Annotated in this window: 19 protein-coding genes, 1 tRNA gene and 1 pseudogene; 13 read left to right on the forward strand and 8 right to left on the reverse strand. The window is 69.0% G+C overall.

The features are described from left to right. Window positions 1-169 precede the first annotated feature (169 nt). Complete coding sequence (gene obgE / locus BEN78_12355; GenBank protein ASR44045.1) at window positions 170-1,210, forward strand: GTPase ObgE; 1,041 nt, start codon at window positions 170-172, stop codon at window positions 1,208-1,210. A gap of 422 nt (window positions 1,211-1,632) precedes the next feature. Here obgE and BEN78_12360 read toward each other — a convergent pair whose 3' ends face one another. Continuing rightward, on the reverse strand, window positions 1,633-1,905 hold the full coding sequence (locus BEN78_12360; protein ID ASR44046.1) for a 30S ribosomal protein S20: 273 nt from the start codon (window positions 1,903-1,905) through the stop codon (window positions 1,633-1,635). 202 nt (window positions 1,906-2,107) lie between these two features. Here BEN78_12360 and BEN78_12365 point away from each other — a divergent pair, with 202 nt between their 5' ends. The 10 genes and pseudogenes from BEN78_12365 to BEN78_12410 all read left to right on the forward strand — a co-directional run bounded on the left by BEN78_12365 (window position 2,108) and on the right by BEN78_12410 (window position 12,597). Then, window positions 2,108-3,622 carry a murein biosynthesis integral membrane protein MurJ gene (locus BEN78_12365; protein ASR45115.1) on the forward strand — a complete coding sequence of 505 codons (1,515 nt, stop codon included), beginning with the start codon at window positions 2,108-2,110 and terminating at the stop codon, window positions 3,620-3,622. Window positions 3,623-3,736: 114 nt separating this feature from the next. Further along, the gene (locus BEN78_12370) at window positions 3,737-4,717 is read left to right on the forward strand and encodes a riboflavin biosynthesis protein RibF (GenBank protein ID ASR44047.1); all 981 of its coding nucleotides are present in this window, start codon (window positions 3,737-3,739) and stop codon (window positions 4,715-4,717) included. 68 nt (window positions 4,718-4,785) lie between these two features. Next, the gene (locus BEN78_12375; protein ASR45116.1) at window positions 4,786-7,602 is read left to right on the forward strand and encodes an isoleucine--tRNA ligase; all 2,817 of its coding nucleotides are present in this window, start codon (window positions 4,786-4,788) and stop codon (window positions 7,600-7,602) included. Then, window positions 7,602-8,090, forward strand: a complete 489-nt coding sequence (locus BEN78_12380; protein ASR44048.1) for a signal peptidase II — start codon at window positions 7,602-7,604, stop codon at window positions 8,088-8,090. The genes BEN78_12375 and BEN78_12380 overlap by 1 nt, the downstream gene beginning before the upstream one ends. Before the next feature lie 236 nt (window positions 8,091-8,326). Further along, window positions 8,327-9,277, forward strand: coding sequence for a 4-hydroxy-3-methylbut-2-enyl diphosphate reductase (locus BEN78_12385; GenBank protein ID ASR44049.1), 951 nt, complete (start codon window positions 8,327-8,329; stop codon window positions 9,275-9,277). A 36-nt stretch (window positions 9,278-9,313) separates the two neighbouring features. Next, a tRNA-Thr gene (locus BEN78_12390) sits at window positions 9,314-9,389 on the forward strand. Window positions 9,390-9,703: 314 nt separating this feature from the next. Then, window positions 9,704-10,810: a hypothetical protein gene (locus BEN78_12395; protein ASR44050.1), complete on the forward strand. Its 1,107-nt coding sequence runs from the start codon at window positions 9,704-9,706 to the stop codon at window positions 10,808-10,810. Window positions 10,811-10,920: 110 nt separating this feature from the next. Continuing rightward, window positions 10,921-11,115: a hypothetical protein gene (locus BEN78_12400; protein ASR44051.1), complete on the forward strand. Its 195-nt coding sequence runs from the start codon at window positions 10,921-10,923 to the stop codon at window positions 11,113-11,115. A gap of 617 nt (window positions 11,116-11,732) precedes the next feature. Next, on the forward strand, window positions 11,733-11,912 hold the full coding sequence (locus tag BEN78_12405; protein ASR45117.1) for a hypothetical protein: 180 nt from the start codon (window positions 11,733-11,735) through the stop codon (window positions 11,910-11,912). A gap of 190 nt (window positions 11,913-12,102) precedes the next feature. Further along, window positions 12,103-12,597 (forward strand): annotated as a pseudogene (locus BEN78_12410) (nucleoside 2-deoxyribosyltransferase). A gap of 97 nt (window positions 12,598-12,694) precedes the next feature. Here BEN78_12410 and BEN78_12415 read toward each other — a convergent pair. Then, window positions 12,695-13,750 (reverse strand): hypothetical protein, encoded by a 1,056-nt coding sequence (locus tag BEN78_12415; protein ASR44052.1) that lies wholly within the window; start codon window positions 13,748-13,750, stop codon window positions 12,695-12,697. A gap of 134 nt (window positions 13,751-13,884) precedes the next feature. On the opposite strand from BEN78_12415, the gene BEN78_12420 reads away from it, so the two are divergent. Both BEN78_12420 and BEN78_12425 read left to right on the forward strand, forming a co-directional pair. Continuing rightward, complete coding sequence (locus BEN78_12420; GenBank protein ID ASR44053.1) at window positions 13,885-15,273, forward strand: DNA repair protein RadA; 1,389 nt, start codon at window positions 13,885-13,887, stop codon at window positions 15,271-15,273. Between the two features lie 43 nt (window positions 15,274-15,316). After that, window positions 15,317-15,871: a hypothetical protein gene (locus tag BEN78_12425; protein ID ASR44054.1), complete on the forward strand. Its 555-nt coding sequence runs from the start codon at window positions 15,317-15,319 to the stop codon at window positions 15,869-15,871. 27 nt (window positions 15,872-15,898) lie between these two features. Here BEN78_12425 and emrB read toward each other — a convergent pair whose 3' ends face one another. From emrB to BEN78_12455, 6 genes are all read right to left on the reverse strand, one after another. Beyond that, window positions 15,899-17,473, reverse strand: a complete 1,575-nt coding sequence (emrB, locus tag BEN78_12430; protein ASR44055.1) for a multidrug resistance protein B — start codon at window positions 17,471-17,473, stop codon at window positions 15,899-15,901. A 25-nt stretch (window positions 17,474-17,498) separates the two neighbouring features. Then, the gene (locus BEN78_12435; protein ASR44056.1) at window positions 17,499-18,686 is read right to left on the reverse strand and encodes a hemolysin D; all 1,188 of its coding nucleotides are present in this window, start codon (window positions 18,684-18,686) and stop codon (window positions 17,499-17,501) included. Then, window positions 18,683-20,173, reverse strand: a complete 1,491-nt coding sequence (locus BEN78_12440; protein ASR44057.1) for a multidrug RND transporter — start codon at window positions 20,171-20,173, stop codon at window positions 18,683-18,685. The genes BEN78_12435 and BEN78_12440 overlap by 4 nt, the downstream gene beginning before the upstream one ends. A gap of 2 nt (window positions 20,174-20,175) precedes the next feature. Beyond that, a complete protein-coding gene (locus tag BEN78_12445) occupies window positions 20,176-20,637 on the reverse strand; it encodes a MarR family transcriptional regulator (GenBank protein ID ASR44058.1) in 462 nt (153 codons plus the stop codon). A 106-nt stretch (window positions 20,638-20,743) separates the two neighbouring features. After that, window positions 20,744-21,436 (reverse strand): hypothetical protein, encoded by a 693-nt coding sequence (locus BEN78_12450; GenBank protein ID ASR44059.1) that lies wholly within the window; start codon window positions 21,434-21,436, stop codon window positions 20,744-20,746. A gap of 40 nt (window positions 21,437-21,476) precedes the next feature. Then, window positions 21,477-22,265, reverse strand: coding sequence for a hypothetical protein (locus tag BEN78_12455; GenBank protein ASR44060.1), 789 nt, complete (start codon window positions 22,263-22,265; stop codon window positions 21,477-21,479). Window positions 22,266-22,321 lie beyond the last annotated feature (56 nt).

A 22,321-nucleotide genomic window follows, 5' to 3' on the forward strand; every position in this document is an offset into this window, starting at 1 on the left:
CGGCGGGGTTTCGTCTTTTCTGGCGGGGCAGCCCGCAGGCAAGACGGGATTCGGAAATGGGATGCGGGCGTCGCATGCGCGCACCGCATGGCCAGAGCCGGTCCACGAGGATGGGGCAGGTAGACTGCCGTTGTCCCGCTTTCCCAATCCCACTTTCGAATTCCCCATCATGAAGTTAGTCGACGAAGTCGAAATCACCGTCACTGCCGGCAACGGCGGCAATGGCTGCGTCGGGTTCCGGCGTGAGAAATTCATTCCGCTCGGCGGCCCGGACGGGGGCGATGGCGGTGACGGTGGCAGCGTCTGGCTGGTCGCCGACGAAAACCTCAACACCCTGGTCGATTTCCGCCACCAGACGATGTACCGCGCGCAGCGCGGCGAGAACGGCATGGGCCGGCAGATGTACGGCAAGGGCGGCGACGATCTGGTGATCGTGGTGCCGGTCGGCACCGTCGTGCACAACGTCACCACCGACGAGGTCATCGGCGATCTGACCGCGCATGGCCAGCGGCTGCTGGTCGCACGTGGCGGCAAGGGTGGCCTGGGCAACATGCACTTCAAGAGCTCGACCAACCGCTCGCCGCGCCAGTCGACCCCGGGCGAGGGCGGCGAGGAGCGTACGCTCCGGCTCGAGCTCAAGCTGCTGGCCGATGTCGGGCTGCTGGGCTTTCCGAACGCCGGCAAGAGCACGCTGATCCGCGCGGTCTCGGCGGCGACGCCGAAGGTCGCCGACTATCCGTTCACCACGTTGTATCCGAACCTCGGTGTGGTCAGTGTCGAGCCGGCGCGCAGCTTCGTGATCGCCGATATCCCGGGCCTGATCGAGGGTGCGGCCGACGGTGCGGGGCTGGGGGCACTGTTCCTGCGCCATATCCAGCGCACCCGGCTGTTGCTGCATCTGGTGGAGATCGCGCCGCTCGATGGCAGCGATGCGGTCGATCAGGTGCGCGCGATCGAGCACGAGCTCGGCAAGTTCGATGCGGCGCTGCTCGACAAGCCGCGCTGGCTGCTGATCAACAAGGCCGACACGCTGCTGCCCGAAGAGGCGCAGGCCGAGGCGGCGCGGATCATCGAGGCGCTGGCGTGGACGGGCCCGTGGTTCCTGATCTCGGGTCTGGCCCACGAGGGCACGCGCGAGGTGATGCTCAAGGTGCAGGCCGCGCTCGACGAGCTCGATCGGCAGGCGCGCGAGGCGGCCGACGCGGTCTAGGCGTCTGCCCGCAGTCGCCCCTTCGAAGCCCGGCCTATGGCCGGGCTTTTCTTCGTGCATTAACAGGGAAAACCGGGGTCAGAGTGCAATTTCGCCTTGCGAAATTACACTCTGACCCCGGTTTTGCTCTGACCCCGGTTTTGGTTTTGCGAGCAAGCAAGCAGAGCGGGCTCGCCCATGGCGTGCTGCACGCGGCCCGGACGGCCGGTGCTCTGCCGCAGGCATTGGTTGCGTTCGGCTTTGGGGGCGAAGCGGTGTTGCCCGCAGGGAGGCGTCGCGCGCTGTCGTTGCGCGCTTCGGGGAAGAGCGCTGCAATCGAGCCAACGGGAGTCGGGGGTCCCTGGTCTCAGCGAAGACCAACAAAAAAACCCGGCCGGAGCCGGGTTCTTTTCGCATCGGCCGCCGAGGCGACCGGGCAGGGCTCAGGCAGCGGCCTTGAGCGCCTTGATGCGGGCCGACAGGCGGCTCTTGTGGCGGGCGGCCTTGTTCTTGTGGATCAGGCCGCGCGAGCTGAAACGGTCGAGGATCGGCTGGGCGACATTGAATGCCTCCTGCGCGCCGGCGGCGTCGTTGGCGTCGAGCGCCTTGAGCACCTTCTTGACGGCGGTGCGGAGCTGCGAGCGCTGGGCGGAGTTGCGCGCATTGCGCACGACGGTCTGCTTGGCGCGCTTCTTGGCGGACTTGATGTTTGCCACGATGGATTCCTGGAAGCTGGACGTGTGAAAATCCGGCTTGGCCGGACCAATGGAAATTTGAGCAGGAAATTATGGTGCTTTCATATACTTGCGTCAACAGGCCCGGCCTGAACGGGCTGCGGCGGTGACCGCGCCCGATCCGGCGGCCGCTGCGCCCAAGGCCCGAGGCGGCCTGCTGCGCTCGAGCGCAGTGTTCAGCGCGATGACCCTGCTGTCGCGCATCGCCGGCTTCGCCCGCGACATGCTGCAGGCGACCCTGTTCGGGACCGGCGGGGCGATGAGCGCCTTCATTGTCGCCTATCGCATCCCCAATTTCCTGCGCCGGGTGTTCGCCGAGGGCTCGATGGCGATGGCCTTCGTGCCGGTGCTCAACGAGATCAAGGAGCGGGGCGACCGCGCGGCGCTCAAGTCCTTCGTCGACCACATGGCTGGCGCGCTGTGCGCGGTGGTGCTGGTGGTCTGCGCGGTGGGCATGCTGCTGGCGCCGCTGGTCGCGCGGTTGTTCGCGCCCGGCTGGGCCGATCAGCCCGAGCTGCTGGCGCAGACCGCGCAGATGCTGCGGATCACGTTCCCGTACCTGTTGTTCATCTCGCTGATGTCGCTGGCGGCGTCGATCCTCAACAGCCACGGCCGCTTCGGCTTGCCGGCGTTCACGCCGGTGCTGCACAACCTGACGATGATCGCCGCGATGCTGTGGCTGGCGCCGCGCTTTGCGCTCCCGCCGCAGGGGCTGGCCTGGGGCGTGCTGATCGCCGGTTTCCTGCAGTTGGCGCTGCTGTGGCCGGCGCTGGGCCGGCTGGGCCTGCGGCCGCGGCTGCGGCCGGGCTTCGGCCATGCCGAGGTGCGCAAGGTCGGCCGGCTGATGCTGCCGACGCTGTTCTCCTCGTCGGTCGCCCAGGTCAACCTGATCGTGGGCACCGCGTTCGCCTCGCTGCTGGCCAGCGGCAGTGTCGACTGGCTGTACTACTCCGACCGGTTGATCGAGTTCCCACTCGGCCTGTTCGGCGTTGCGCTGGGCACGGTGATCCTGCCGCACCTCTCGCGCCGGCACGCGGCCCAGGATGCGCGGGGCTACAGCCAGTCGCTGGACTGGGGCCTGCGCATGGCGCTGTTGGCGGGCGTGCCCGCTGGCCTGGGCTTGTTGCTGCTGGCCGAGCCGATCACCGCGACCGTCTACAACTACGGCGCGTTCGGGGCCCATGACACGCGGATGGCCGCGGTCAGCCTGACCGCGATGAGCCTGGGCGTGCCGGCTTTCATGCTCAGCAAGGTGCTGGCCCCTGCGTTCTACGCCCGCCAGGACACCAAGACACCGATGCGCGCGGCGATCTGGACGGTGGCCGCCAATGTCGCATTGACCATCGCGCTGACCACGCCGCTGTGGTTCTACGCGGTGCCCGGCGCGCACGGCGGCATCGCGCTGGCGACGGCGCTGGCGGGGGTGGTCAATGCGGCGCTGCTGTGGCGGTACCTGCGCCGGCGCGCGATCTTCGTGCCCGAACCGGGCTGGGGACGCTACCTGCTGCGGTTGGCTGGCGCCTGCGTGGCGATGGCCGCGGTGGTGCTTGCACTGCGCGGCTGGATCGGCGAGTGGACCGCGATCAGCGGCTGGCAGCACCGGATCGCCTGGCTGGCGCTGGTGATCGGGGCCGGCGCAGCCGCCTACGGCATCGCGATGGTGGCCTTGGGCTTGCGGCCGCGGCACTTGCGGCACTGACTGTCGCAGCGAGCGGGTCCATGCGGTCCGCGGCGCAGTGGCCGCGCCCGCTATAATCTCCGGTCACCTTCCGGAATGCGGTGCCTGGCGCCGCTTCCGCCCCGACGAGACGCCATGAGCAGGCTGTTCCGCGACATCGCCGGCGGGTCCGAGTGTGCCGACGGCAGCGTGGTCTGCATCGGGGCGTTCGACGGCCTGCACCTCGGGCACCAGGCGCTGGTGCGCCACGCGGTCGCGCGCGCGCAGGCCCTGGGCGTCGCGGCCGCGGCCTTGAGCTTCGAACCGCTGCCGCGCGAGTTCTTCGCCGCCGACACGCCGCCGCCGCGGCTGGGGCCGGTACGGGCGAAGATCGAGGGCCTGCGCACGCTCGGTGCCGACGTCATCGGGCTGCTGCGCTTCGATGCGCGGATGGCGGCGATGTCGCCCGAGGCCTTCGTCGAGCAGGTGCTGCTGGCGCGACTGGGCGCACGCGAGGTCTGGGTCGGGCCGGGCTTCCGGTTCGGGCATCGACGTGCCGGCGACCTGGCGACGCTGCAGGCGCTGGGGCGCGAGGTTGGCTTCGTCGCAGGCGAGATCGCGCCGCTGGTGATCGACGGCGAGCGGGTGTCGAGCACGCACATCCGCGCCGCGCTCGTGGCCGGCGATTTCGTCCATGCCGCCCGCTTGCTCGGACGGCCGTACGCGGTCTCCGGCCGGGTGGTGCGTGGCCAGCAACTCGGCCGCACGCTCGGCTACCCGACCGCGAACCTGCGCTTCGGCGGCAAGGTGCCGGCGCTGCGCGGCATCTATGCCACGCGCGTGCACGGCGTCGGCGATGCCCCGTGGCCGTCGGTGTCCAGCTTCGGCACCCGGCCTACGGTCGGGGGCGTCGAGCCGCTGCTCGAGGCCCACCTGTTCGATTTCGACGGCGACCTCTACGGGCGCAGGATCGAGGTCGAATTCGTCGCGCGACTGCGCGATGAGGAAAAGTTCGACGACCTGCCCGCCCTGGTCGCGCAGATGGATCTGGACGCCGTGCGCGCCCGGGCCCTGCTCGCCGAGGCGACCGCCGGCGCCCCTCCACGACAAGAACCGCAACGACAGGACGACGCGTGAGCGCCCAGGCCGACAATTCCCCGAACCCCTACAAGTCGACGATCCACCTGCCGGCGACCGACTTTCCGATGCGCGGCGACCTGCCCAAGCGCGAGCCGGCGATGCTGGCGCGCTGGGAGGAGGGCGGCCTTTACGCCCAGTTGCGCGAGCATGCGCGCGGCCGTCCGCTGTTCATGCTGCACGATGGCCCGCCATACGCGAATGGCACGATCCACCTTGGCCATGCGGTCAACAAGATCCTCAAGGACATCATCGTCAAGTCCAAGGGCATGGCCGGCTTCGATGCGCCCTATATCCCGGGCTGGGACTGCCACGGCCTGCCGATCGAAATTGCGATCGAGAAGAAGTGGGGCAAGGTCGGGGTCAAGCTCGATGCGGTGGAGTTCCGGCACAAGTGCCGCGAGTACGCCAACGAGCAGATCGACATCCAGCGCCGCGACTTCAAGCGCCTGGGCGTGATCGGCGACTGGGACAACCCCTATCGCACGCTGGACTTCCGCTTCGAGGCCGACGAGATCCGCGCACTGGCGAAGATCGTCGACAACGGCCATCTGACCCGTGGGGTCAAGCCGGTGCACTGGTGCTTCGACTGCGGTTCGGCGCTGGCCGAGGCCGAGATCGAGTACGCCGACAAGGTCTCGCCGGCGATCGACGTCGCCTATGTCGCGCGCGATGGTGCGGCGTTCGCGCGCGCCTTCGGCGCCACGCTGCCGGCCGGTGTCGAGGTCGCGCTGCCGATCTGGACCACCACGCCGTGGACACTGCCGGCGTCGCTGGCAGTGTCGCTGGGCGCCGATCTCGAGTACGCGCTGGTCGAAGGCCCACGCACGCAGGACGGACACCGCCGTTGGCTGGTGCTGGCCGATGCGCTGGCCGAGAACGCGCTGCGTCGCTATGGCGTCGAGGGCGACATCGTCGTGCACGGCCGCGTGGCCGGCAGCGCGCTCGAGCACCTGCTGCTCGGCCATCCCTTCTATGCCGAGCGCGATGTGCCGGTGATCCTCGGCGAGCACGTCTCGGCGGAGGACGGCACCGGCGCGGTCCACACCGCGCCCGGCCACGGTCAGGAGGACTACGTCGTCGGCAAGGCCTACGGCTTGCTCGAGCGCTACAGCGCCGCGCAGCTCAACCCGGTCGATGGCCGCGGCGTCTACCTGCCATCGACCCCGCCGATCGGCGACACCGCGCTGGCCGGGCTGCACATCTGGAAGGCCAACGACGTCATCGTCGACGCGCTGCGTGCACAGGGCAGCCTGCTGGCGCTCGCGAAGCTCGAACACAGCTACCCGCACTGCTGGCGCCACAAGACGCCGATCGCGTTCCGCGCCACCCCGCAGTGGTTCATCTCGATGGAGCAGGGCGGGCTGCGCGCCGATGCGCTCAAAGCGATCGAGGGCGTGACCTGGTACCCGGCCTGGGGCCAGGCGCGCATTGCCGGCATGGTCGAGGGCCGCCCGGACTGGACGATCTCGCGCCAGCGCACCTGGGGCGTGCCGATCGCGCTGTTCGTGCATCGCGAAACCGGCGAACCGCATCCGCGCACGGTCGAGCTGATGCGCGCGGTCGCCGACCGCGTCGAGCAGCACGGCGTCGACATCTGGTACACGCTCGATGCGACCGAGCTGCTCGGCAGTGAGGCGGCCGACTACGACAGGATCACCGACATCCTCGATGTCTGGTTCGACTCGGGCGTCACCCACGAAGCGGTGCTGCGCGCGCGCGGGTATCCCAAGCCGGCCGACCTCTACCTCGAGGGCTCGGATCAGCACCGCGGCTGGTTCCAGTCCTCGCTGCTGACCGGCGTGGCGATCGACAAGGCGGCCCCGTACCGGCAGTGCCTCACGCACGGCTTCACCGTCGACGAGCACGGCCGCAAGATGTCCAAGTCGTTGGGCAACGGCATCGAGCCCCAGGACATCATGAAGACGCTGGGCGCCGACATCCTGCGCCTGTGGATCGCATCGGCCGACTACAGCAACGAGATGTCGCTGTCGCAGGAGATCCTCAAGCGCACCGCCGACGCCTACCGCCGCATCCGCAACACCGCGCGCTTCCTGCTCGGCAACCTCGCCGGGTTCACGCCGGCGGCCGATCTCGTCGCGCCGCAGGACATGGTCGCGCTCGATCGCTGGATCGTGCATCGCGCCGCCCAGTTGCAGGGGCGCATCGAGGATGCGTACGCGCGCTACGACTTCGCCGAGATCGTCCAGGCGCTGTCGAACTTCTGCAGCGTCGACCTGGGCTCGCTCTACCTCGACGTGACCAAGGACCGCCTGTACACGATGCCTGAGCACTCGGTCGGGCGGCGCAGCGCGCAGACCGCGATGTACCACATCGCCGAGGCCTTCGTGCGCTGGATCGCGCCGGTGCTCAGCTTCACCGCCGACGAAATGTGGGGCTATCTGCCCGCGCCGGCGCAGGGCACGCGCGAAGCCAATGTGCAGTTCGCGACCTGGTACACGGGCCTGACCCTGCTCGATGGCGACGCCGACTGGGGGCCGCAGGACTTCGAGCGCGTGTTGGAACTGCGCGAGCGCGTGGCCAAAGTGCTTGAGCCGATGCGTGCCAGCGGCGAGATCGGCGCCGCACTCGATGCCGAGATCGAACTGCGCTGTGGCGTCTCGGATGCCAACTGGCTCTCGCCGGTGGTCGACGAACTGCGCTTCCTGCTGATCAGCGGCGACGTCACAATCGTCGACGCCGGCGACGCGACCACGATCGGCGTGTCGGCGCGCGCGACCGACAAGCCCAAGTGCGTGCGCTGCTGGCAGCGCCGCGCCGATGTCGGCGCGCACGCCGAGCACGCAGGGCTGTGCGGCCGCTGCGTGGAGAACATCGTGACCGACGGCCGCGATGGCGGCGGCGAGACCCGGAGGTGGTTCTGATGGCCCGTCCCGTCCCCAACGCCCTGCCGTGGCTGACGCTGTCGGTGGTGGTGATCGCACTCGACCAGTTGACCAAGTGGTGGGTGCTGACCTCGCTGCCCGAATACACCGCGATCCCGGTCATTGAAGGATTCTGGAACTGGTACCGCACCTACAACACCGGCGCGGCGTTCAGCTTCCTGGCCGATGCTGGCGGCTGGCAGAAGTGGTTCTTCACGATTCTGGCGATCGTCATCAGTTGCGTTCTGGCTGTCTGGCTGGCCAAGACCCCGCGCCGCGATTGGCGCACCGCACTGCCGTTCGCGCTGGTGATCGGCGGCGCACTGGGCAACGTCATCGACCGCCAGATCCATGGCCACGTGGTCGATTTCATCCAGTGGCACTGGCGCGACCACTACTGGCCAGCATTCAACCTCGCCGACGCCGCGATCGTCGGCGGCGCGATCGGCATTGCCCTGTTCGGCTTCTTTCCCGCCAAGAAGAAGTAGCCCCGCCTGCTTCGCCCCTTCCCCCGCTTGCGGGGCATTGCACCCTTTACGGGTGGAAGGCTGGGATGGGGGCGCGCTTGGTGCGCATCGGTCCGGGAGGTCGCCAGCGCAGCCAACTGCCCGGGGCGGGGGAAGGCGCTAACCGCGCCACGCGAACGTTCAGCGTGGCGCAGAAGACACGCCGTCCTGCCGCCGTTCCGCTTCCGAACCGCCGCCTCCGGTAGACTGCGCATCTCATGGATATCGTCCTCGCCAACCCCCGCGGCTTCTGCGCCGGCGTCGACCGCGCGATCGAGATCGTCAAGCGCGCGATCGAGACGCTCGGCGCGCCGATCTACGTGCGCCACGAAGTCGTGCACAACCGGTTCGTGGTCGAGGACCTCAAGCGCCGCGGCGCGATCTTCGTCGAGGAACTCGACGAAGTGCCCGACGGCGTGACCGTGATCTTCAGTGCCCACGGCGTCTCCCAGGCCGTGCGCGAGGAAGCCGCCCGGCGCCGACTCAAGGTCTTCGACGCGACCTGTCCGCTGGTGACCAAGGTGCACTTCGAGGTTGCGCGCCATTGCCGCGCCGGCCGCGACGTGGTGCTGATCGGCCACCAGGGCCATCCCGAAGTCGAAGGCACAATGGGCCAGTGGCGCGCCGAGGCCGGCGCCGGCAGCATCTACCTCGTCGAGGACGAGGCCGATGTGGCCGCACTCGACGTCGGCCAGCCCGAGAACCTGGCCTACACGACCCAGACCACGCTGTCGGTCGACGACACCCGCGGCGTCATCGCCGCGCTGCGCGAGAAGTTCCCGGCGATCCAGGGCCCGAAGAACGACGATATCTGCTACGCCACGCAGAACCGCCAGGACGCCGTGCGCGATCTGGCGAAGGAATGCGACCTGGTGCTGGTCGTCGGCTCGCCCAACAGCTCCAACTCCAACCGCCTGCGCGAGCTCGCCGAGCGCGACGGCGTGGAGGCCTACCTGATCGACGGCGCCGACGAGATCGACCCGCGCTGGGTCGAAGGCCGCCACCACATCGGCGTCACCGCCGGCGCCTCGGCCCCGGACGTGCTGGTGCAGGGCGTGCTCGACCGCCTGCGCGAGCTGGGGGCCAACGGCATGCGCGAGCTCGCCGGCGAGCCCGAGAGCATGGTCTTCGCCCTGCCCAAGGAACTGCGCCTGCGCCTGGTCGATTGACGGCTGGCCCGGCGCTCCCTAGAATTCGCGTCCCATGCCGGAATAGCTCAGTTGGTAGAGCGGCGCATTCGTAATGCGTAGGTCGTAGGTTCGATTCCTATTTCCGGCACCAGCGTCATCGAAAGCCCCGGCCTTGGTCGGGGCTTTTTGTTGTGCTTGCTCCGGTCTTGCGCCTGTTGTCCAGAGCGCAGTGGCGCGGCGCGATGGCGCGCAACCTGACCACAGATGACGCGTTGGATCGGTACACATGCAGACACACACACGCACTGCACTGCGTCCGATTTCGACACGATTGGCCCACGGTGATAGTGTCGAGCGCATCCGGCTGGTCAAGGGACAGCCATAGCAGACGCAATCTTGGCGCAGCGGCGTTGTGGCCGCTGCTGGCCGAGTGCAAGGGCGGACTCGGCTTGCAGGAGGGCGGGCTTGGAGACAGACGATTGGCGCGGTGCGCGCCGTGACGATGCCGCCGCGGACACGCGCCGCGTGCTGATCCACACCGTGGAAGGCGATTTCCATGCAGCCGTGGTCGGGCATGCGCTGCGGTTGCGGGGACACGAGGTCGTGCGCTGGCGCGGCGATCACTATCCCGAGTTCAGCGCCAGCACGGTGCGCTTCGGGGGCGACGGCATGCGCGGAACGCTCGTCTGCGACGGGCGCACGGTGTCGTCGGATGCGGTCGATGTGGTCTGGTATCGCCGGCGGCGTCTGGTGTCGTCGCCGGATTACGTCGACCCCCGTGATCAGGCGTTCTGCACCGAAGAACTGCGGATGGCGGAGCGCTCGCATCCCGAAGCCTTCGCCGATGCCTTCTGGATCAACCCGCCGGCCGCGTCCCTGCTGTGCGAGGTCAAGGCGCATCAGTTCCGTCATGCGCTGGCGGCCGGCCTCACGGTGCCGCGCACATTGATCAGCAACGACCCGGTGACGATCCGGGCCTTCATCCTCGAGGTGGAGGACTGCATCTACAAGCCGCTGGGCGGCTACATCTGGAAGGAAGACGGGGCGAGCCTGAAGACCTACACCGCGAAGGTCGAGGTGAATGATCTTCCGTCCGATGCGTTGCTGCGTGCGACGCCGGGCATCTTCCAGGAGAAGGTCGCGAAGGCCTATGAGGTCCGCGCGCAGTTCTTCGGACATAGCTGCTTTGCGATCAGGATCGACTCCAACACGCTCGAAGGCGGTGATCTGGATTGGCGACTCGATCAGAGATCGATCCGGCGTTGCGAGTCGGCGCAGTTGCCGGCCAAGGTCGAGGCGGCCTGCATCGCGCTGATGGCGCGACTGGGCATCGTGAGCGGCGGATTCGACTTCATCGTCACGCCGGAGGGCGACTGGCAGTTTCTGGAGGTCAATGAGGCGGGCCAGTTCTTCTTCATCGAGTCCTGGTGCCCGGATCTGCCGGTGCTCGATGCGTTCTGCCAATTCATCGAAACCGCGCGTGCGGATTTCAGGTATTTGGCACCCGGGAAGCCGACAACTTTGACGCAGGCCACGGTTTCGGCCCACGCGCACGGGCTAATCTCGAAATGACTTTCGCAGTCCAAGGATCGCAGGAGCCGCTCAGCGCGGCCTCTTTCGATGTCGCGGCGGTACGTCGTGGCAATGATGTGATGTGTCCCATCCAATCATGAGGAGTGGTTATGTCCAGGAAGTCCGAAGAGCGTACGGCCGCGGCCGTGGAAGGCCGGGTGTTGGCGCGTGTGCTGTCCCGCGAGGAAATTGCGCACGTCAGTGGCGGGGCTGGCCCGTTGGCCGAACCGACCGATTCGTGGGTCGACCAGGGCACCTGCACGCCCAAGAGCGATCCGCCGTTGGTGTCGGATCCGCATCTGTGAGTCCATCGTGCGTGCGCGTCTGACGATTTCGCGGGCGCCTATCCTGGCGGCGATCCAATCGTCGCCGGGGTTTTATGGTCTGGAGTAATGGCATGCAGGCGCGTCTTGCGGGGGCGTTGCTGGTGTTGGCCTGCGATGCCGCACTGGCCGCGACGGGGACGCCATCGCCGTCGGATCCCTATATCGAGTTCCTGTGGTCCAAGACGCCCGAGGGCGCGCTGGCCAGACAGGAAACGCGTTCGTTCGTGCTCGGCGAGCGCTTCGGGCACCAAGTCTGCGTCGCGGTGCTCGATGCCGACGCCAAGACATCGGGGCTGACGATCGAGATGCGTGACACGGCGGGGCGCGTGGTCGCGCAGCAGGCGCATCCGGATTTCGATGGCAGCAAGCGCTGCTTTCCTGCGCAATTGCCGCCGGACGCGATGCCAGGGAGGTGGCGTGTGGTGGTCTACCTGGATGGCGCTGCGGCGCCGGCCGGCACCCGCGAAGTCGAGGTGTATCCGACGCTCGATGCGCTGATCGCTGCCACGCCCCAGGACATGCCCTATGTGCTGGGGCGTCCCAACTACGACGCGACGATCGCGCCCGAAGCGTTTGTCGGTGAGCTGGCCTGGGTCATGCACATCGCGCCTGACGGCAGCGTCGACCGGGTGGAGATCGAGCGTGCCGAGGGCATTGGTCTGAAGATCCGCGATCGCGCCATTCGTGCCGGCGAGATCTCGCTGTTTCCGCCGCGCTCGGGGCCCGACTCGACTTCGACCTTTCGTCGGCAGCTGTCGTTCCGGAACGACGAGTAGCCAATCTCTCTGGCGCACGGGCAGGCTGCTTGAGGCGTCGTCGCCACGTCCGCCGCAGTTTCCGCGCAGCATCGCAGATGCAGTCGCCGAGCCGGGATGCCCACGGTGCCCAAGGTCAGCGGCATCGGGTCGCATTCCCTGTATCGGCCGGCGCCGCGACAATGCGCAACCTGTCCACGTCTTCGCCGAGATGATTCGTTCCCTGTACCTCGCCGGACCCGACGTGTTCCGGCCCGATGCCCGCGCGCGCGGGCTCGAGCTCAAGGCGCTGTGCGCGCGCTTCGGCATCGAGGGCTTGTATCCGCTCGATCAGGACGTGCCGGCGACGCTTGTCGATCCGGGCGAGCAGGCGCGGTGGATTTACCGGGCCAACATCGGCCTGATCGAGCGCGCCGATGCGGTGCTCGCCAACCTGGATTTCTTCCGCGGGCCGGAGCCCGACAGCGGCACCTGCTTCGAGGTCGGCTATGCGGTCGCGCGCGGCAAGCCGGTGTACGGCTATATCCCCGAGGGCGGCACGCTGGCCCAGCGCATCCGCCAGCGCCATCCCGAGGCGATCGGACCTGACGGCGTGCTCGATGTGCACGGCTGGAATATCGAAGAGTTCGGGCTGCCGCTGAACCTGATGCTGTCGGTGCCGGCACCGCTGGTGGTCGGCGATGCGGCGATGGCGTTGGCGCAGTTGACGCGTCGCGGCGAGACGCCGCTGATGCCGGCGGAGGCGCCACGCGCGTCTGAACGCCCGGGCGGCGTCACCAGTCCCTAGGCGAATGCGCCGGGGCTCAGGCCACCGCCACGCGATTGCGCCCGGCAGCCTTGGCGCGGTAGAGCGCGCTGTCGGCATCGCGCAGCCAGTCGGGCGGCGAGCCGAACTCCGGGCGCGTCGTCGATACGCCGATGCTGGCCGTGCATGCCAGCGTCGGATGGCCGTCGAAACCGAGGGCGGCGATGCCGGCGCGGACGTACTCGGCCACCGCGGATGCGCGCGCCGGCCCGGCCGGGGCGAGCAGGATCGCGAACTCATCGCCACCGATCCTCGCCGGCGTATCGGTCGCGCCAGCGGCGGTGCGCAGCACATCGGCCACCCGTCGCAGCACGAGATCGCCGACGCCGTGGCCATAGTGGTCGTTGATCGACTTGAAGGCGTCGATGTCGATCATCAGCAATGTGGCCGGATCACCGTGCCGATCGAAGCGCGACAAGGCATCGCGCACCCGGACGTCGAAGTGCCGCCGGTTGGGCAGGTCGCTGCCCGAATCGGTTCGGTTGCTGCGTTCGAGCTCGCGGTTCTGTCGGGCGATCGTCCTGCCCAGCCGGTAGGTCACCAGGCTCAACGCGATGGGGTAGCCAACCAACAGCGGAATGCACGCGAGGAGGGTGCGCGACGAGGTCTCCGGCGCGAACGGATAGCCGGCGAGCGCCCAGCCGGCCACGAAGGCGAGCGCGAACACGATGGCGGCTCGCCAGAACAGGCGCCATCCGCCGGCGGCCAAGCGATCGGAGGCCAGCACCGACGCGATGGCCACCGTCGGCAGCAGGTTGACCGCGATCGCCGCGATCCACAGGCCACCGGCCGCCGCATCGATGAGGAGATTGCGGTACTCGGTGGCGACAGGGTCTTCCGCGCGTCGCGAGAACAGCCAGGCCAGTTGAGGCCACAGCATGGCGTTGAATGCCAGCACTGCCCAGAGCCACGCCGGCGCTTCGCGTTCGGCCAGGACCGAGGCGATCGGCAGCGCACACAGCGCCGCACCGAGCATCCGCATACGGCGGATCCGGGACGGAAACAGCAGAGCGGCGGCACGCGCCCGGTGGTGGAGGTCGTCGCGGTCGGGCATCGGGAGCGGCCCCCCGGGGCCCGTTGTCCGAGGCGATTGTAGCGGTGCCCGATGGCTGCGTGCGGGTGTGTGCGTCTCCGTTGCTGCGACCGCCCTCGGCTATCCTGCCGGGCCCCGCAACGGACCGATCGTCGATGGCCAAGCCCGCCGCCAAAGCCCGAACCGCCTTCGTGTGCAGCGAGTGCGGCGCCGACTACAACAAGTGGCAGGGGCAGTGCAGCGCCTGCGGCGCCTGGGACACGATCGCCGAGATCGTGCTCGAGAGCGCGGCGTCGGTCTGCTCGCCCGCGGCGCGCCGCTCGGGTTGGGCCGGCAAGGTCGATGCGCCCAAGGTCATGGCGCTCAAGGATGTGCAGCAGGGCGAGGACGTGCGCGTGTCGACCGGCATCGGCGAGTTCGACCGGGTGCTGGGCGGTGGTCTGGTCGAGGGCGCCGTGGTGCTGGTCGGTGGCGATCCCGGCATCGGCAAGTCCACGTTGCTGCTGCAGGCGCTGGCGCGGATGGCGCATACGCTGCCGGGGCTGTACGTCACCGGCGAGGAATCACTGGCGCAGGTCGCCGGGCGTGCGGTCCGGCTGGGACTGTCGCTCGACGGCCTGCACGCATTGGCCGAGACCGGCATCGAGCGCATTCTCGAGCACGCCTCCAAGCTCAAGCCCGGGCTGATCATCGCCGACTCGATCCAGACCCTGTGGACCGAGTCCCTGACCGCAGCCCCCGGCTCGGTGAGCCAGGTCCGAGAGTCGGCCGCGCGCCTGGTGCGCTATGCCAAGGAGACCGGCACCGCGGTGTTCCTGGTCGGCCACGTGACCAAGGAGGGCGGCATCGCCGGCCCGCGCGTGCTCGAGCACATGGTCGACGCGGTGCTGTATTTCGAGGGCGACAGCGGCAGCCGCTTCCGGGTGATGCGCGCATTCAAGAACCGCTTCGGCGCGGTCAACGAACTGGGCGTGTTCGCGATGGGCGAGAAAGGCCTCAAGGAGGTCGCCAACCCGTCGGCGATCTTCCTGTCGGGGGCGGGCGCGCAACAGCCGGGCAGTTGCATCATGGTCACGCGCGAGGGCACCCGGCCGCTGCTGGTCGAGGTGCAGGCGCTGGTCGATGCCTCGCCGCTGTCCAACCCACGGCGTGTCGCGGTCGGCATGGAGGGCAACCGGCTGGCGATGCTGCTGGCGGTGCTGCATCGGCACGGCGGCATCATGACCGGCGACCAGGACGTGTTCGTCAACGTCGTCGGCGGCATCCGCGTGCAGGAGACCGCGGCCGACCTGCCGGTGCTGCTGTCGGTGCTGTCGTCGCTGCGCGACATCCCGCTGCCGGAGAAGACCATCGCTTTCGGTGAGGTCGGCCTGGCCGGCGAGATCCGGCCGGTGCCCAATGGCGAGGAGCGCCTGAAGGAGGCCGCCACCCACGGCTTCGTGCGTGCGATCGTGCCGCGCGCCAATGCGCCCAAGGCCGGCGCCTACAAGGGCATGGAGATCATCGCGGTCGAACGGCTGGCCGAGGCGCTCGAGCATGTCTGAGTGCCGGGTCGGGCGTCCGGCCTCAATCGACTGAGCGCCGGTGATGCCGCTTGCCCGCGTCGTCTCGATCGCGCTGCATCCGTTCGTCGTATTCGCGACGCTCGCGTTGCTGGCGGCCTGGCGTGCCGATCCCGCCTCGCTCGGGCGTACCTCGCTAGGGCTCGTCGCCGGGGTCGCGATCGTCGCGGCCTTCATCTGGCAACGGCGACGGGGTGGGCATTGGGAAACGGTCGATGCCTCGCGGCGGCAGGAGCGGCCGCTGCTCTATGTGCTGCTGCTGGTCGTTGCCGGCGGCTATTGGCTGTGGATGGGCGGTCGCGGTTCGGCGACCTCGACCGGTGTGCTCGCGGCCGCACTGATGCTGTGCGCGGCAGGTCTCGCCAACCGCTGGATCAAGCTGTCGCTGCACATGGCGAGCCTGGCGTTTGCGGCGGTGGCGATCTGGCCGCTGTTGCCCGTGGTCTCGCTCGCAGGGCTGCTGGCGCTTCCGATGCTGGGCTGGTCGCGGCTGCGCCTGGCGCGGCACACGTGGCCCGAGACGATCGGCGGCACCGCGCTCGGGTTGGCGAAGGGCCTGGCGCTGCTGGCCGTTGGCTGACAACGCGCGCGCATCGCGCGCGCGTGCTCAGTGGCCGCCGGAGGCTGCGCCGCCGATCTTCGCCGCGAACGGGGGCCGCGCCATCCAGACGAACGCGATCACCAGCAGGAACAAGATGCCCAGCAGATGGAAGATCTCGTTGAAGCCGATCTGGGTCGCCTGCTGGGCGATCATCTGATCGAGCATCATCGCGCCGCGCTGCACATCGCCCTGGCCGAGCGCGGCGACCGTCTGCTGGATCGCAGGATCGTGTGCGGGGATGTGCTCGGTCAGCTGCGCATGGTGGATGGTGCTGCGCTGGTTCCAGGCCCAGGTGGTCAAAGATGCGGCGAAGCTGCCGCCGAGCGTGCGCACGAAGGTCGCCAGGCCCGAGCCGGCGGCGATCTCGTGCGGTTCGAGATCCGACAGCAGGATGGTCAGCACCGGCATGAAGAACAGCGCCACGCCCAGGCCCTGCCACAGCTGCACCATCGCGACATGCTGGAAGTCGACGTCGAGATTGAAGCCCGAGCGGATGAAGCTGGTGAAGGCCATCACCATGAACGCGAATGTCGCCAGGATGCGCAGGTCGAAGCGGGTGGCGTACTTGCCCACCAGCGGCGTGAGCAGCACCGGCAAAATACCGATCGGTGCGGTCGCAAACCCCGCCCAGATCGGCGTGTAGCCCAGGTTGCGCTGCAGCCACAGCGGCACCAGCAGGCCCACGGCGAAGAAGGCCGAGTAGCCAAGCACCATCGCCAGCGTGCCGAAGGCGAAGTTGCGATGTCGGAACAGCCGCAGATTGACGATCGGGTCCTTCTCGGTGAGCTCCCAGATCAGGAACACCGCCAGGCCCAGCACCGAGGTGATCGCCAGCCACACGATCTTGGTCGACTCGAACCAGTCTTCCTCGTTGCCCAGGTCGAGCAGCGTCTGCAGCGCGCCGACGCCGATGATCAGCGTGATCAGGCCGACGTAGTCCATCTTCGGCTTCTCGAGCTTCTCCGGTCGCCCGCGTAGCTGGCTGGCGACGACGAGGCTGGCGAAGATGCCGATCGGCACGTTGATGAAGAAGATCCATTCCCAGCTGTAGTTGTCGGTGATCCAGCCGCCGAGAATCGGGCCGCAGATCGGTGCGACCACGGTGACCATTGCCAGCAGTGCGATCGCCTGTCCGCGTTTGGCTGGGGGATAGATCGAGATCAGCAGAGCCTGGGTCACCGGATACATCGGACCGGCGACGAAACCCTGCAGCGCGCGGGCGGCGACCAGAAATCCCATGCTCGAGGCCAGGCCGCACAGCAGCGAGGCGATCACGAACGCAAACGTCGCCCACACGAACAGCTTGCGCTCGCCGAAGCGCCGGGTCATGAAACCGGTCAGCGGCAATGCGATTGCATTGCTGACCGCGAACGAGGTGATGACCCAGGTTGCCTGGTTCGAGCTCGCGCCGAGGTTGCCGGCGATCGTCGGCAACGAGACGTTGGCGATCGTGATGTCGAGCACCTGCATGAACGACGCCAGCGCAAGGCCGATCGTCGTCAGCGCCAGGTTCGGCGGACGGAAGGCGGAGGCAGCGGCCGGGGCAGGCGCGCCCGGCGCATCGGCGGTGGTTGTGGACATGACGGCCTCGGTGCCGGGAGTCGGCTCAGCGGCGGGCGGCGAGCTGGGGCAGGTTGGCCTCGATCGTGCGCGTGATCAGCGCATCGGCTTGGGCTTGTTGCTCGGCATAGGCGTCGGTCGACAGCAGCGGCGCGGCACGCTTGGCCTGCGAGGTGGCCAGCACCGGGCCGGTCTGGTCGCGCACCGCGACATCGACATGCATGCTCAGGCCCAGGCGCAGCGGATGCTCGGCCAGCTGCGCGGGATCGAGTTCGATGCGCACCGGTACACGCTGGACGATCTTGATCCAGTTGCCGCTGGCGTTCTGCGCCGGCAGCAGCGAGAACGCACTGCCGGTGCCCATGCCCAGACTGGCGACCTTGCCGGCGTAGTGCACGTCGCCGCCGTAGAGATCGGCGCGCACCTCGACCGGCTGGCCGATGCGCATGCCGGTGAGCTGGGTCTCCTTGAAGTTGGCCTCCACCCAGACCTGCTCCAGCGGCACGATCGTCATCAGCGTGTTGCCCGGCTGGACGCGCTGGCCGAGCTGCACCTCACGGCGGGCGACGTAGCCCGACACCGGCGCAACGATGGCCATGCGCTGCAGGTCGAGCCAGGCACGGCGCAGCTGCGCGGCGGCGGCCTGGACCTGCGGCTGGCTGGCGACCTCGGTTGCGTCGACCAGCGCGCGGCTGCGCGAAAGTTGACCTTGCGAGGCCGACAGCGCGGCTTCGGCTCCGGCCAGCACGTCGCGGGCGTGGGCCAGTTCCTCGCGCGAGACCGCCCCGCTGGCGACCAGGCCTTCGCGGCGGCGCACGTCTTCGCGGGCCTGGCGCACGGCGACCTGTCGCGCCGCCAGCTCGGCCTGGCCGGATTCGACGCTGCTGTAGAGGCCACGCACCTGCCGAACCGTGCCGGCCAGGTTCGCGACCGCCTGATCGTAGGCGACCTGCGCGTCGTTGGGATCGAGGTGCACCAGCGCCTGGCCGGCCTCGACGCGCATGCCTTCGTCGGCATCGATCGAGACCACGGTGCCCATCGTCTGCGGCACGATGCTCACGACGTTGCCCTGCACATAGGCGTCATCGGTGTCCTGGTGCCAGCGCGCGACGAGCAGGTACCACGCCGCCCAGCCGACCCCGGCCAGGATGGCGACGGTGGCCAGGATCGTGAGCGCACGGCGGCGCTTGCCATTCTTCTGCGGCGGGGTGGCGGTGTTGGATTCGGAGGTCATGGCGTGGTCGCCCCGGCTTGGGTCTGCGTGGAAAGGGTGGGCGCGGCGAGCGTCAGGCCGCCGCCGAGCGCGCGGTCGAGATCGACCGCGGCGCCGAAGCGCTGCGCGCGCAGCGTCGCGAGTTGCTGTTCGAGCTGGAACAGCGGCCGCTGGGCGGCGAGCACATCGAGCTGGTTGCCGATGCCGGCGCGGTAGCGGGTGTCGGCGAGCGCGAACGCCTGACGGGCGGCCTCGGTCGCATCGGCGACGGTGTCGATCTGCGCATCGAGCGCGCGCGCCGTTTGCAAGGCGTCGGTGACCTCGCGCAGCGCGACGACCAGCGTCTGGTCGTAGCTTGCGACCGCGGTGTCGTAGTCGGCGTCGCGCTGGGCGAGGCCGGCGCGCAGCCGACCGCCGTCGAAGATCGGCAGGCTCAGCGCGGGGCCGCCGAAGCCGAGCACCGCATCGCTGCCGAATAGATCCGAGAGGTTGCCCGCGGCCAGGCCGACGAGCGCGCTGAGGTTGACGCTGGGCTTGAAGGCGGCCTTGCCGGCGTCGACGCCGCGGGCGGCGGCCTCGACGCGCCAACGCGCGGCGACGACATCGGCGCGATGGCCCAGCAGCTCGCTCGGCAGTACCGCGGGCACGCCCGGTGGCGGCGCCTGCAACAGCTGCGGGCGGGCGATGTCGAGGCCGCGGTCGGGACCCTTGCCCAGCAATGCGGCCAGCGCATTGCGCGCCGCATCGATCTGCTGCTGCGCGGCCTGCGCCTGCTGGCGCGCGATGCCGATCGCGGTGTCGGCATTGCGCAGTTGCAACTGGTTGTCGAGACCGGCCTCCACGCGCTGGTGCGCGAGGTCGCGCAACCGGCTGGCGCGCTCGATCTCGCGCTGCGCCACATCCTGCGCGTCGAAGGCCTGCGCCAGCGCGATGTAGCCGCGCGCGACATTCGACGACAACGTCAGGCGCGCGGCCTGCGCATCGACTTCGGCAGCGCGCGCCTGCCCAGCAGCCGCCTCGAAGGCCGCGCGCTGGCCGCCCCACAGATCGGGCGCCCAGGCGAAGTCGAGCATCAACACGCCACTGGCTTTGAAGTCGCCGCCGATCGGGTCGGGCGCCAGAGTTTCCGGCAGTTGCACACCGCTCACGCGCGCGCTGGTGCCGAGGGTCGGCCGGCGCTGCGCATCGGCCAGGCCGGCTTGCGCCTGGGCGCTGCGGGCGCGCGCATCGGCGGCGGCCAAGGAGGGGCTGTCGCGCAGCGCCTCATCGATCAGCGCATCGAGCTGCGGATCGCCGAACGCGGTCCACCAGTCGCTGCGTGGAAAGTCGGCAGCGCTGAGCGGTGTGCCGGCGAGGCTCCGGCCTGCAGCGAGCGTGTCGGCATCGCTGGGCGTGAGTTGCGGCGCCAGGCCGCGACTGCTGGCGCAACCTGCGAGCAGCAGTGCGGCGACAATCGGCAACACCGCAGCCGGCGCCCGTCGCCGGGCGCGTGTCGTGGGAGAAGGCATGGTCACTGTCCCGGGAAGGAGAGGTTGTCGCGAACTTGTTCGAGAAGCCGGATGAACTGCTGCCGCTGGGCGTCGTCGATGCCCGACATCGCGCGCTCGCGCACGCGGTTGCCGCATTGGTCGATGTCGCGCCAGATCGCCTCGCCCTGCGCGCTGAGGCGGATGCGCACAACACGGCGGTCGTCGGGATCGGCATGGCGCTCGACCAAGCCCCGGTCAATCAGTTTGTCGATCAGACGGGTCATCGCACCGGGATTGAGCTCGGCCGCACGGGCGAGATCGGTCGCGTTGCTGGTGCCCAGCGCCAGCTTCTTGATCGTGATGTATTGGCTGAAGCTCAGTTCATGCCCGGCCTGGGCGAGCTCGTCGGCCATGCGCGTCCACATGGCATCGCGGACCTGCCGGAACAGCAGGCCCAGCGACGAACCGCTGGCGGAGGCGCAAGGGCGGGGAGGAGACGACATGGCGGCGCATATTCCTCGCCGCTGCAATTGTTGTCAAGGCAAGTATTGCCGCCGCAAGCGCTGTTCAGGCAGGCGGCTGGTATCGGTTCAGGCGTTGACCCGTCGGTCAGGGAGCAGGTTGGATGTCGTAAGGCTGCCGGAACTGGCGCAGCGGCTTGGCCGGGTTGGGCCCGATGCGGTAGAGCTGGGCGGCCGCTTGGCCCGCGGTCCGCAACCGCGTCGCGGCCAGCCCTTCGGCGACTTCAGTCTGGACGTCTACGACTTGGCCGTCCGGCCCAAAGCCCAAAACCCAGACGAACCGGCCCACATAGTCGGCCGGCGCGAGGTCGTCTGGATAATCAGTACGTCCGTGGACGTACATGCGGTCGCCTTGTGCGAACGCAGCCGAGGCCAGGGACTCGGCCACCTCGATCGTGGTCTGCGCCGCGATCTGCCCGTCGAAACGCAGGACGATGCGACGCAGGCCGGGTGTCACGCCCAGCGCGGCGAGATCGATCGTGCCGCAGCGGACGAACTTCGATTCCGTTCCAGGTTCGGTGGCTGACCACAACGTGTGGCGGCCGGCGCTGTCGTCGATCTCCAGCCGAACATCGACCGCCCGCTGCGGAAAGCCCTGCGTTTTCCAGCAGGCCAGGTGCGGCGCCTCCGGATGGCGCAACAGGCCCTGGGCGACCGGACGAGCGCCGGTGCCCGCAACCGGCGCGTTCCAGAGAAACTCGATGTGGCCGAAGATTGGCGAATGCGCCTCGTCATCTGCGGCGGCGGTCGAGATCGAAGCGGCGAGTGCGAAGGCGGCCATCCATGTGCGCATGCGAGTCTTCCGGATCGGTCGGCTGGGCTCAGCCCGGACGCCGTAGCACCAGCTCCAGCACGAACTTGCTGCCGAAGAACGCCAGCACCAGCAGCGCCATCGCCGCCAGCGTCCAGCCGACCGCGCGGGTGCCGCGCCAGCCATGACGCCAGCGGCCCAACAGCAGCGCGCCGAAGGCCAGCCACGACAGCACGCTCAGCACGGTCTTGTGGATCAGGTGCTGGGCGAAGAAGTCGTCGACGAACAGCACACCGGTGACCAGTGTCGCCGTCAGCAGCGCGAACCCGACCCAGATCGTGCGGAACAGCAGCGATTCGAGCTCGGTCAGCGGTGGCAGCGCGCGCAGCCAGCGATGGAATTCGCGTCGGCGCAGTGCGCGTTCCTGCGCCCACAACAGCATCGCGAGCAGGGCGGCGATCGCGAGCGTGGCGTAGGACAGCAAGGCGCACCAGGCGTGCAACTGCAGGCGCCAGTCCGGGACGCTGGACGCGACGTGCGCGCCCCGGCCGTAGGAGATCAGCGCCGCGGCGGCGATCGGAAACACGATCACGCCCAGCGCGGCCATGCGTCCGCGGATGTCGTAGAGCATCGTCAGCACCGCCATGCCCAGACCGACCAGCGACAGCGCGGCGTAGAAATGCAGCTCGGTGCCCACGTCGCGCCACACCAATATGTGCGCGGCGGCATGCAGCGCGACGGCGGCGACGGCCGGCACCGCCCACCACGCGTTGCCGGGCGCAGGGTCGCGCCCGACACCGTGCACGAGCGCCACGGCAGCGGCCAGGTAGAGCAGGGCTGCGATGAGAACCATTGTCATCGCGGAAGTGTCGCACAGGAACGCCCCAAACGCGCCTGCCGCCGATCGACGCGGGC

The organism is Xanthomonas citri pv. mangiferaeindicae (assembly GCA_002240395.1).
Lineage (GTDB): Bacteria > Pseudomonadota > Gammaproteobacteria > Xanthomonadales > Xanthomonadaceae > Luteimonas > Luteimonas citri_A.

What these genes read in the sequence shown, in the direction of transcription:
- BEN78_12400 (ASR44051.1), top strand. Translation starts at nt 10,921, where the DNA reads ATGTCCAGGAAGTCCGAAGAGCGTACGGCCGCGGCCGTGGAAGGCCGG.
- BEN78_12365 (ASR45115.1), top strand. Translation starts at nt 2,108, where the DNA reads ATGACCCTGCTGTCGCGCATCGCCGGCTTCGCCCGCGACATGCTGCAG.
- BEN78_12380 (ASR44048.1), top strand. Translation starts at nt 7,602, where the DNA reads ATGGCCCGTCCCGTCCCCAACGCCCTGCCGTGGCTGACGCTGTCGGTG.
- BEN78_12450 (ASR44059.1), bottom strand. Translation starts at nt 21,436, where the DNA reads ATGGCCGCCTTCGCACTCGCCGCTTCGATCTCGACCGCCGCCGCAGAT.
- emrB (ASR44055.1), bottom strand. Translation starts at nt 17,473, where the DNA reads ATGTCCACAACCACCGCCGATGCGCCGGGCGCGCCTGCCCCGGCCGCT.
- BEN78_12405 (ASR45117.1), top strand. Translation starts at nt 11,733, where the DNA reads ATGCACATCGCGCCTGACGGCAGCGTCGACCGGGTGGAGATCGAGCGT.
- BEN78_12440 (ASR44057.1), bottom strand. Translation starts at nt 20,173, where the DNA reads ATGCCTTCTCCCACGACACGCGCCCGGCGACGGGCGCCGGCTGCGGTG.
- BEN78_12415 (ASR44052.1), bottom strand. Translation starts at nt 13,750, where the DNA reads ATGCCCGACCGCGACGACCTCCACCACCGGGCGCGTGCCGCCGCTCTG.
- BEN78_12385 (ASR44049.1), top strand. Translation starts at nt 8,327, where the DNA reads ATGGATATCGTCCTCGCCAACCCCCGCGGCTTCTGCGCCGGCGTCGAC.
- BEN78_12445 (ASR44058.1), bottom strand. Translation starts at nt 20,637, where the DNA reads ATGTCGTCTCCTCCCCGCCCTTGCGCCTCCGCCAGCGGTTCGTCGCTG.
- BEN78_12375 (ASR45116.1), top strand. Translation starts at nt 4,786, where the DNA reads ATGCGCGGCGACCTGCCCAAGCGCGAGCCGGCGATGCTGGCGCGCTGG.
- BEN78_12455 (ASR44060.1), bottom strand. Translation starts at nt 22,265, where the DNA reads ATGACAATGGTTCTCATCGCAGCCCTGCTCTACCTGGCCGCTGCCGTG.
- BEN78_12370 (ASR44047.1), top strand. Translation starts at nt 3,737, where the DNA reads ATGAGCAGGCTGTTCCGCGACATCGCCGGCGGGTCCGAGTGTGCCGAC.
- obgE (ASR44045.1), top strand. Translation starts at nt 170, where the DNA reads ATGAAGTTAGTCGACGAAGTCGAAATCACCGTCACTGCCGGCAACGGC.
- BEN78_12435 (ASR44056.1), bottom strand. Translation starts at nt 18,686, where the DNA reads ATGACCTCCGAATCCAACACCGCCACCCCGCCGCAGAAGAATGGCAAG.
- BEN78_12420 (ASR44053.1), top strand. Translation starts at nt 13,885, where the DNA reads ATGGCCAAGCCCGCCGCCAAAGCCCGAACCGCCTTCGTGTGCAGCGAG.
- BEN78_12425 (ASR44054.1), top strand. Translation starts at nt 15,317, where the DNA reads ATGCCGCTTGCCCGCGTCGTCTCGATCGCGCTGCATCCGTTCGTCGTA.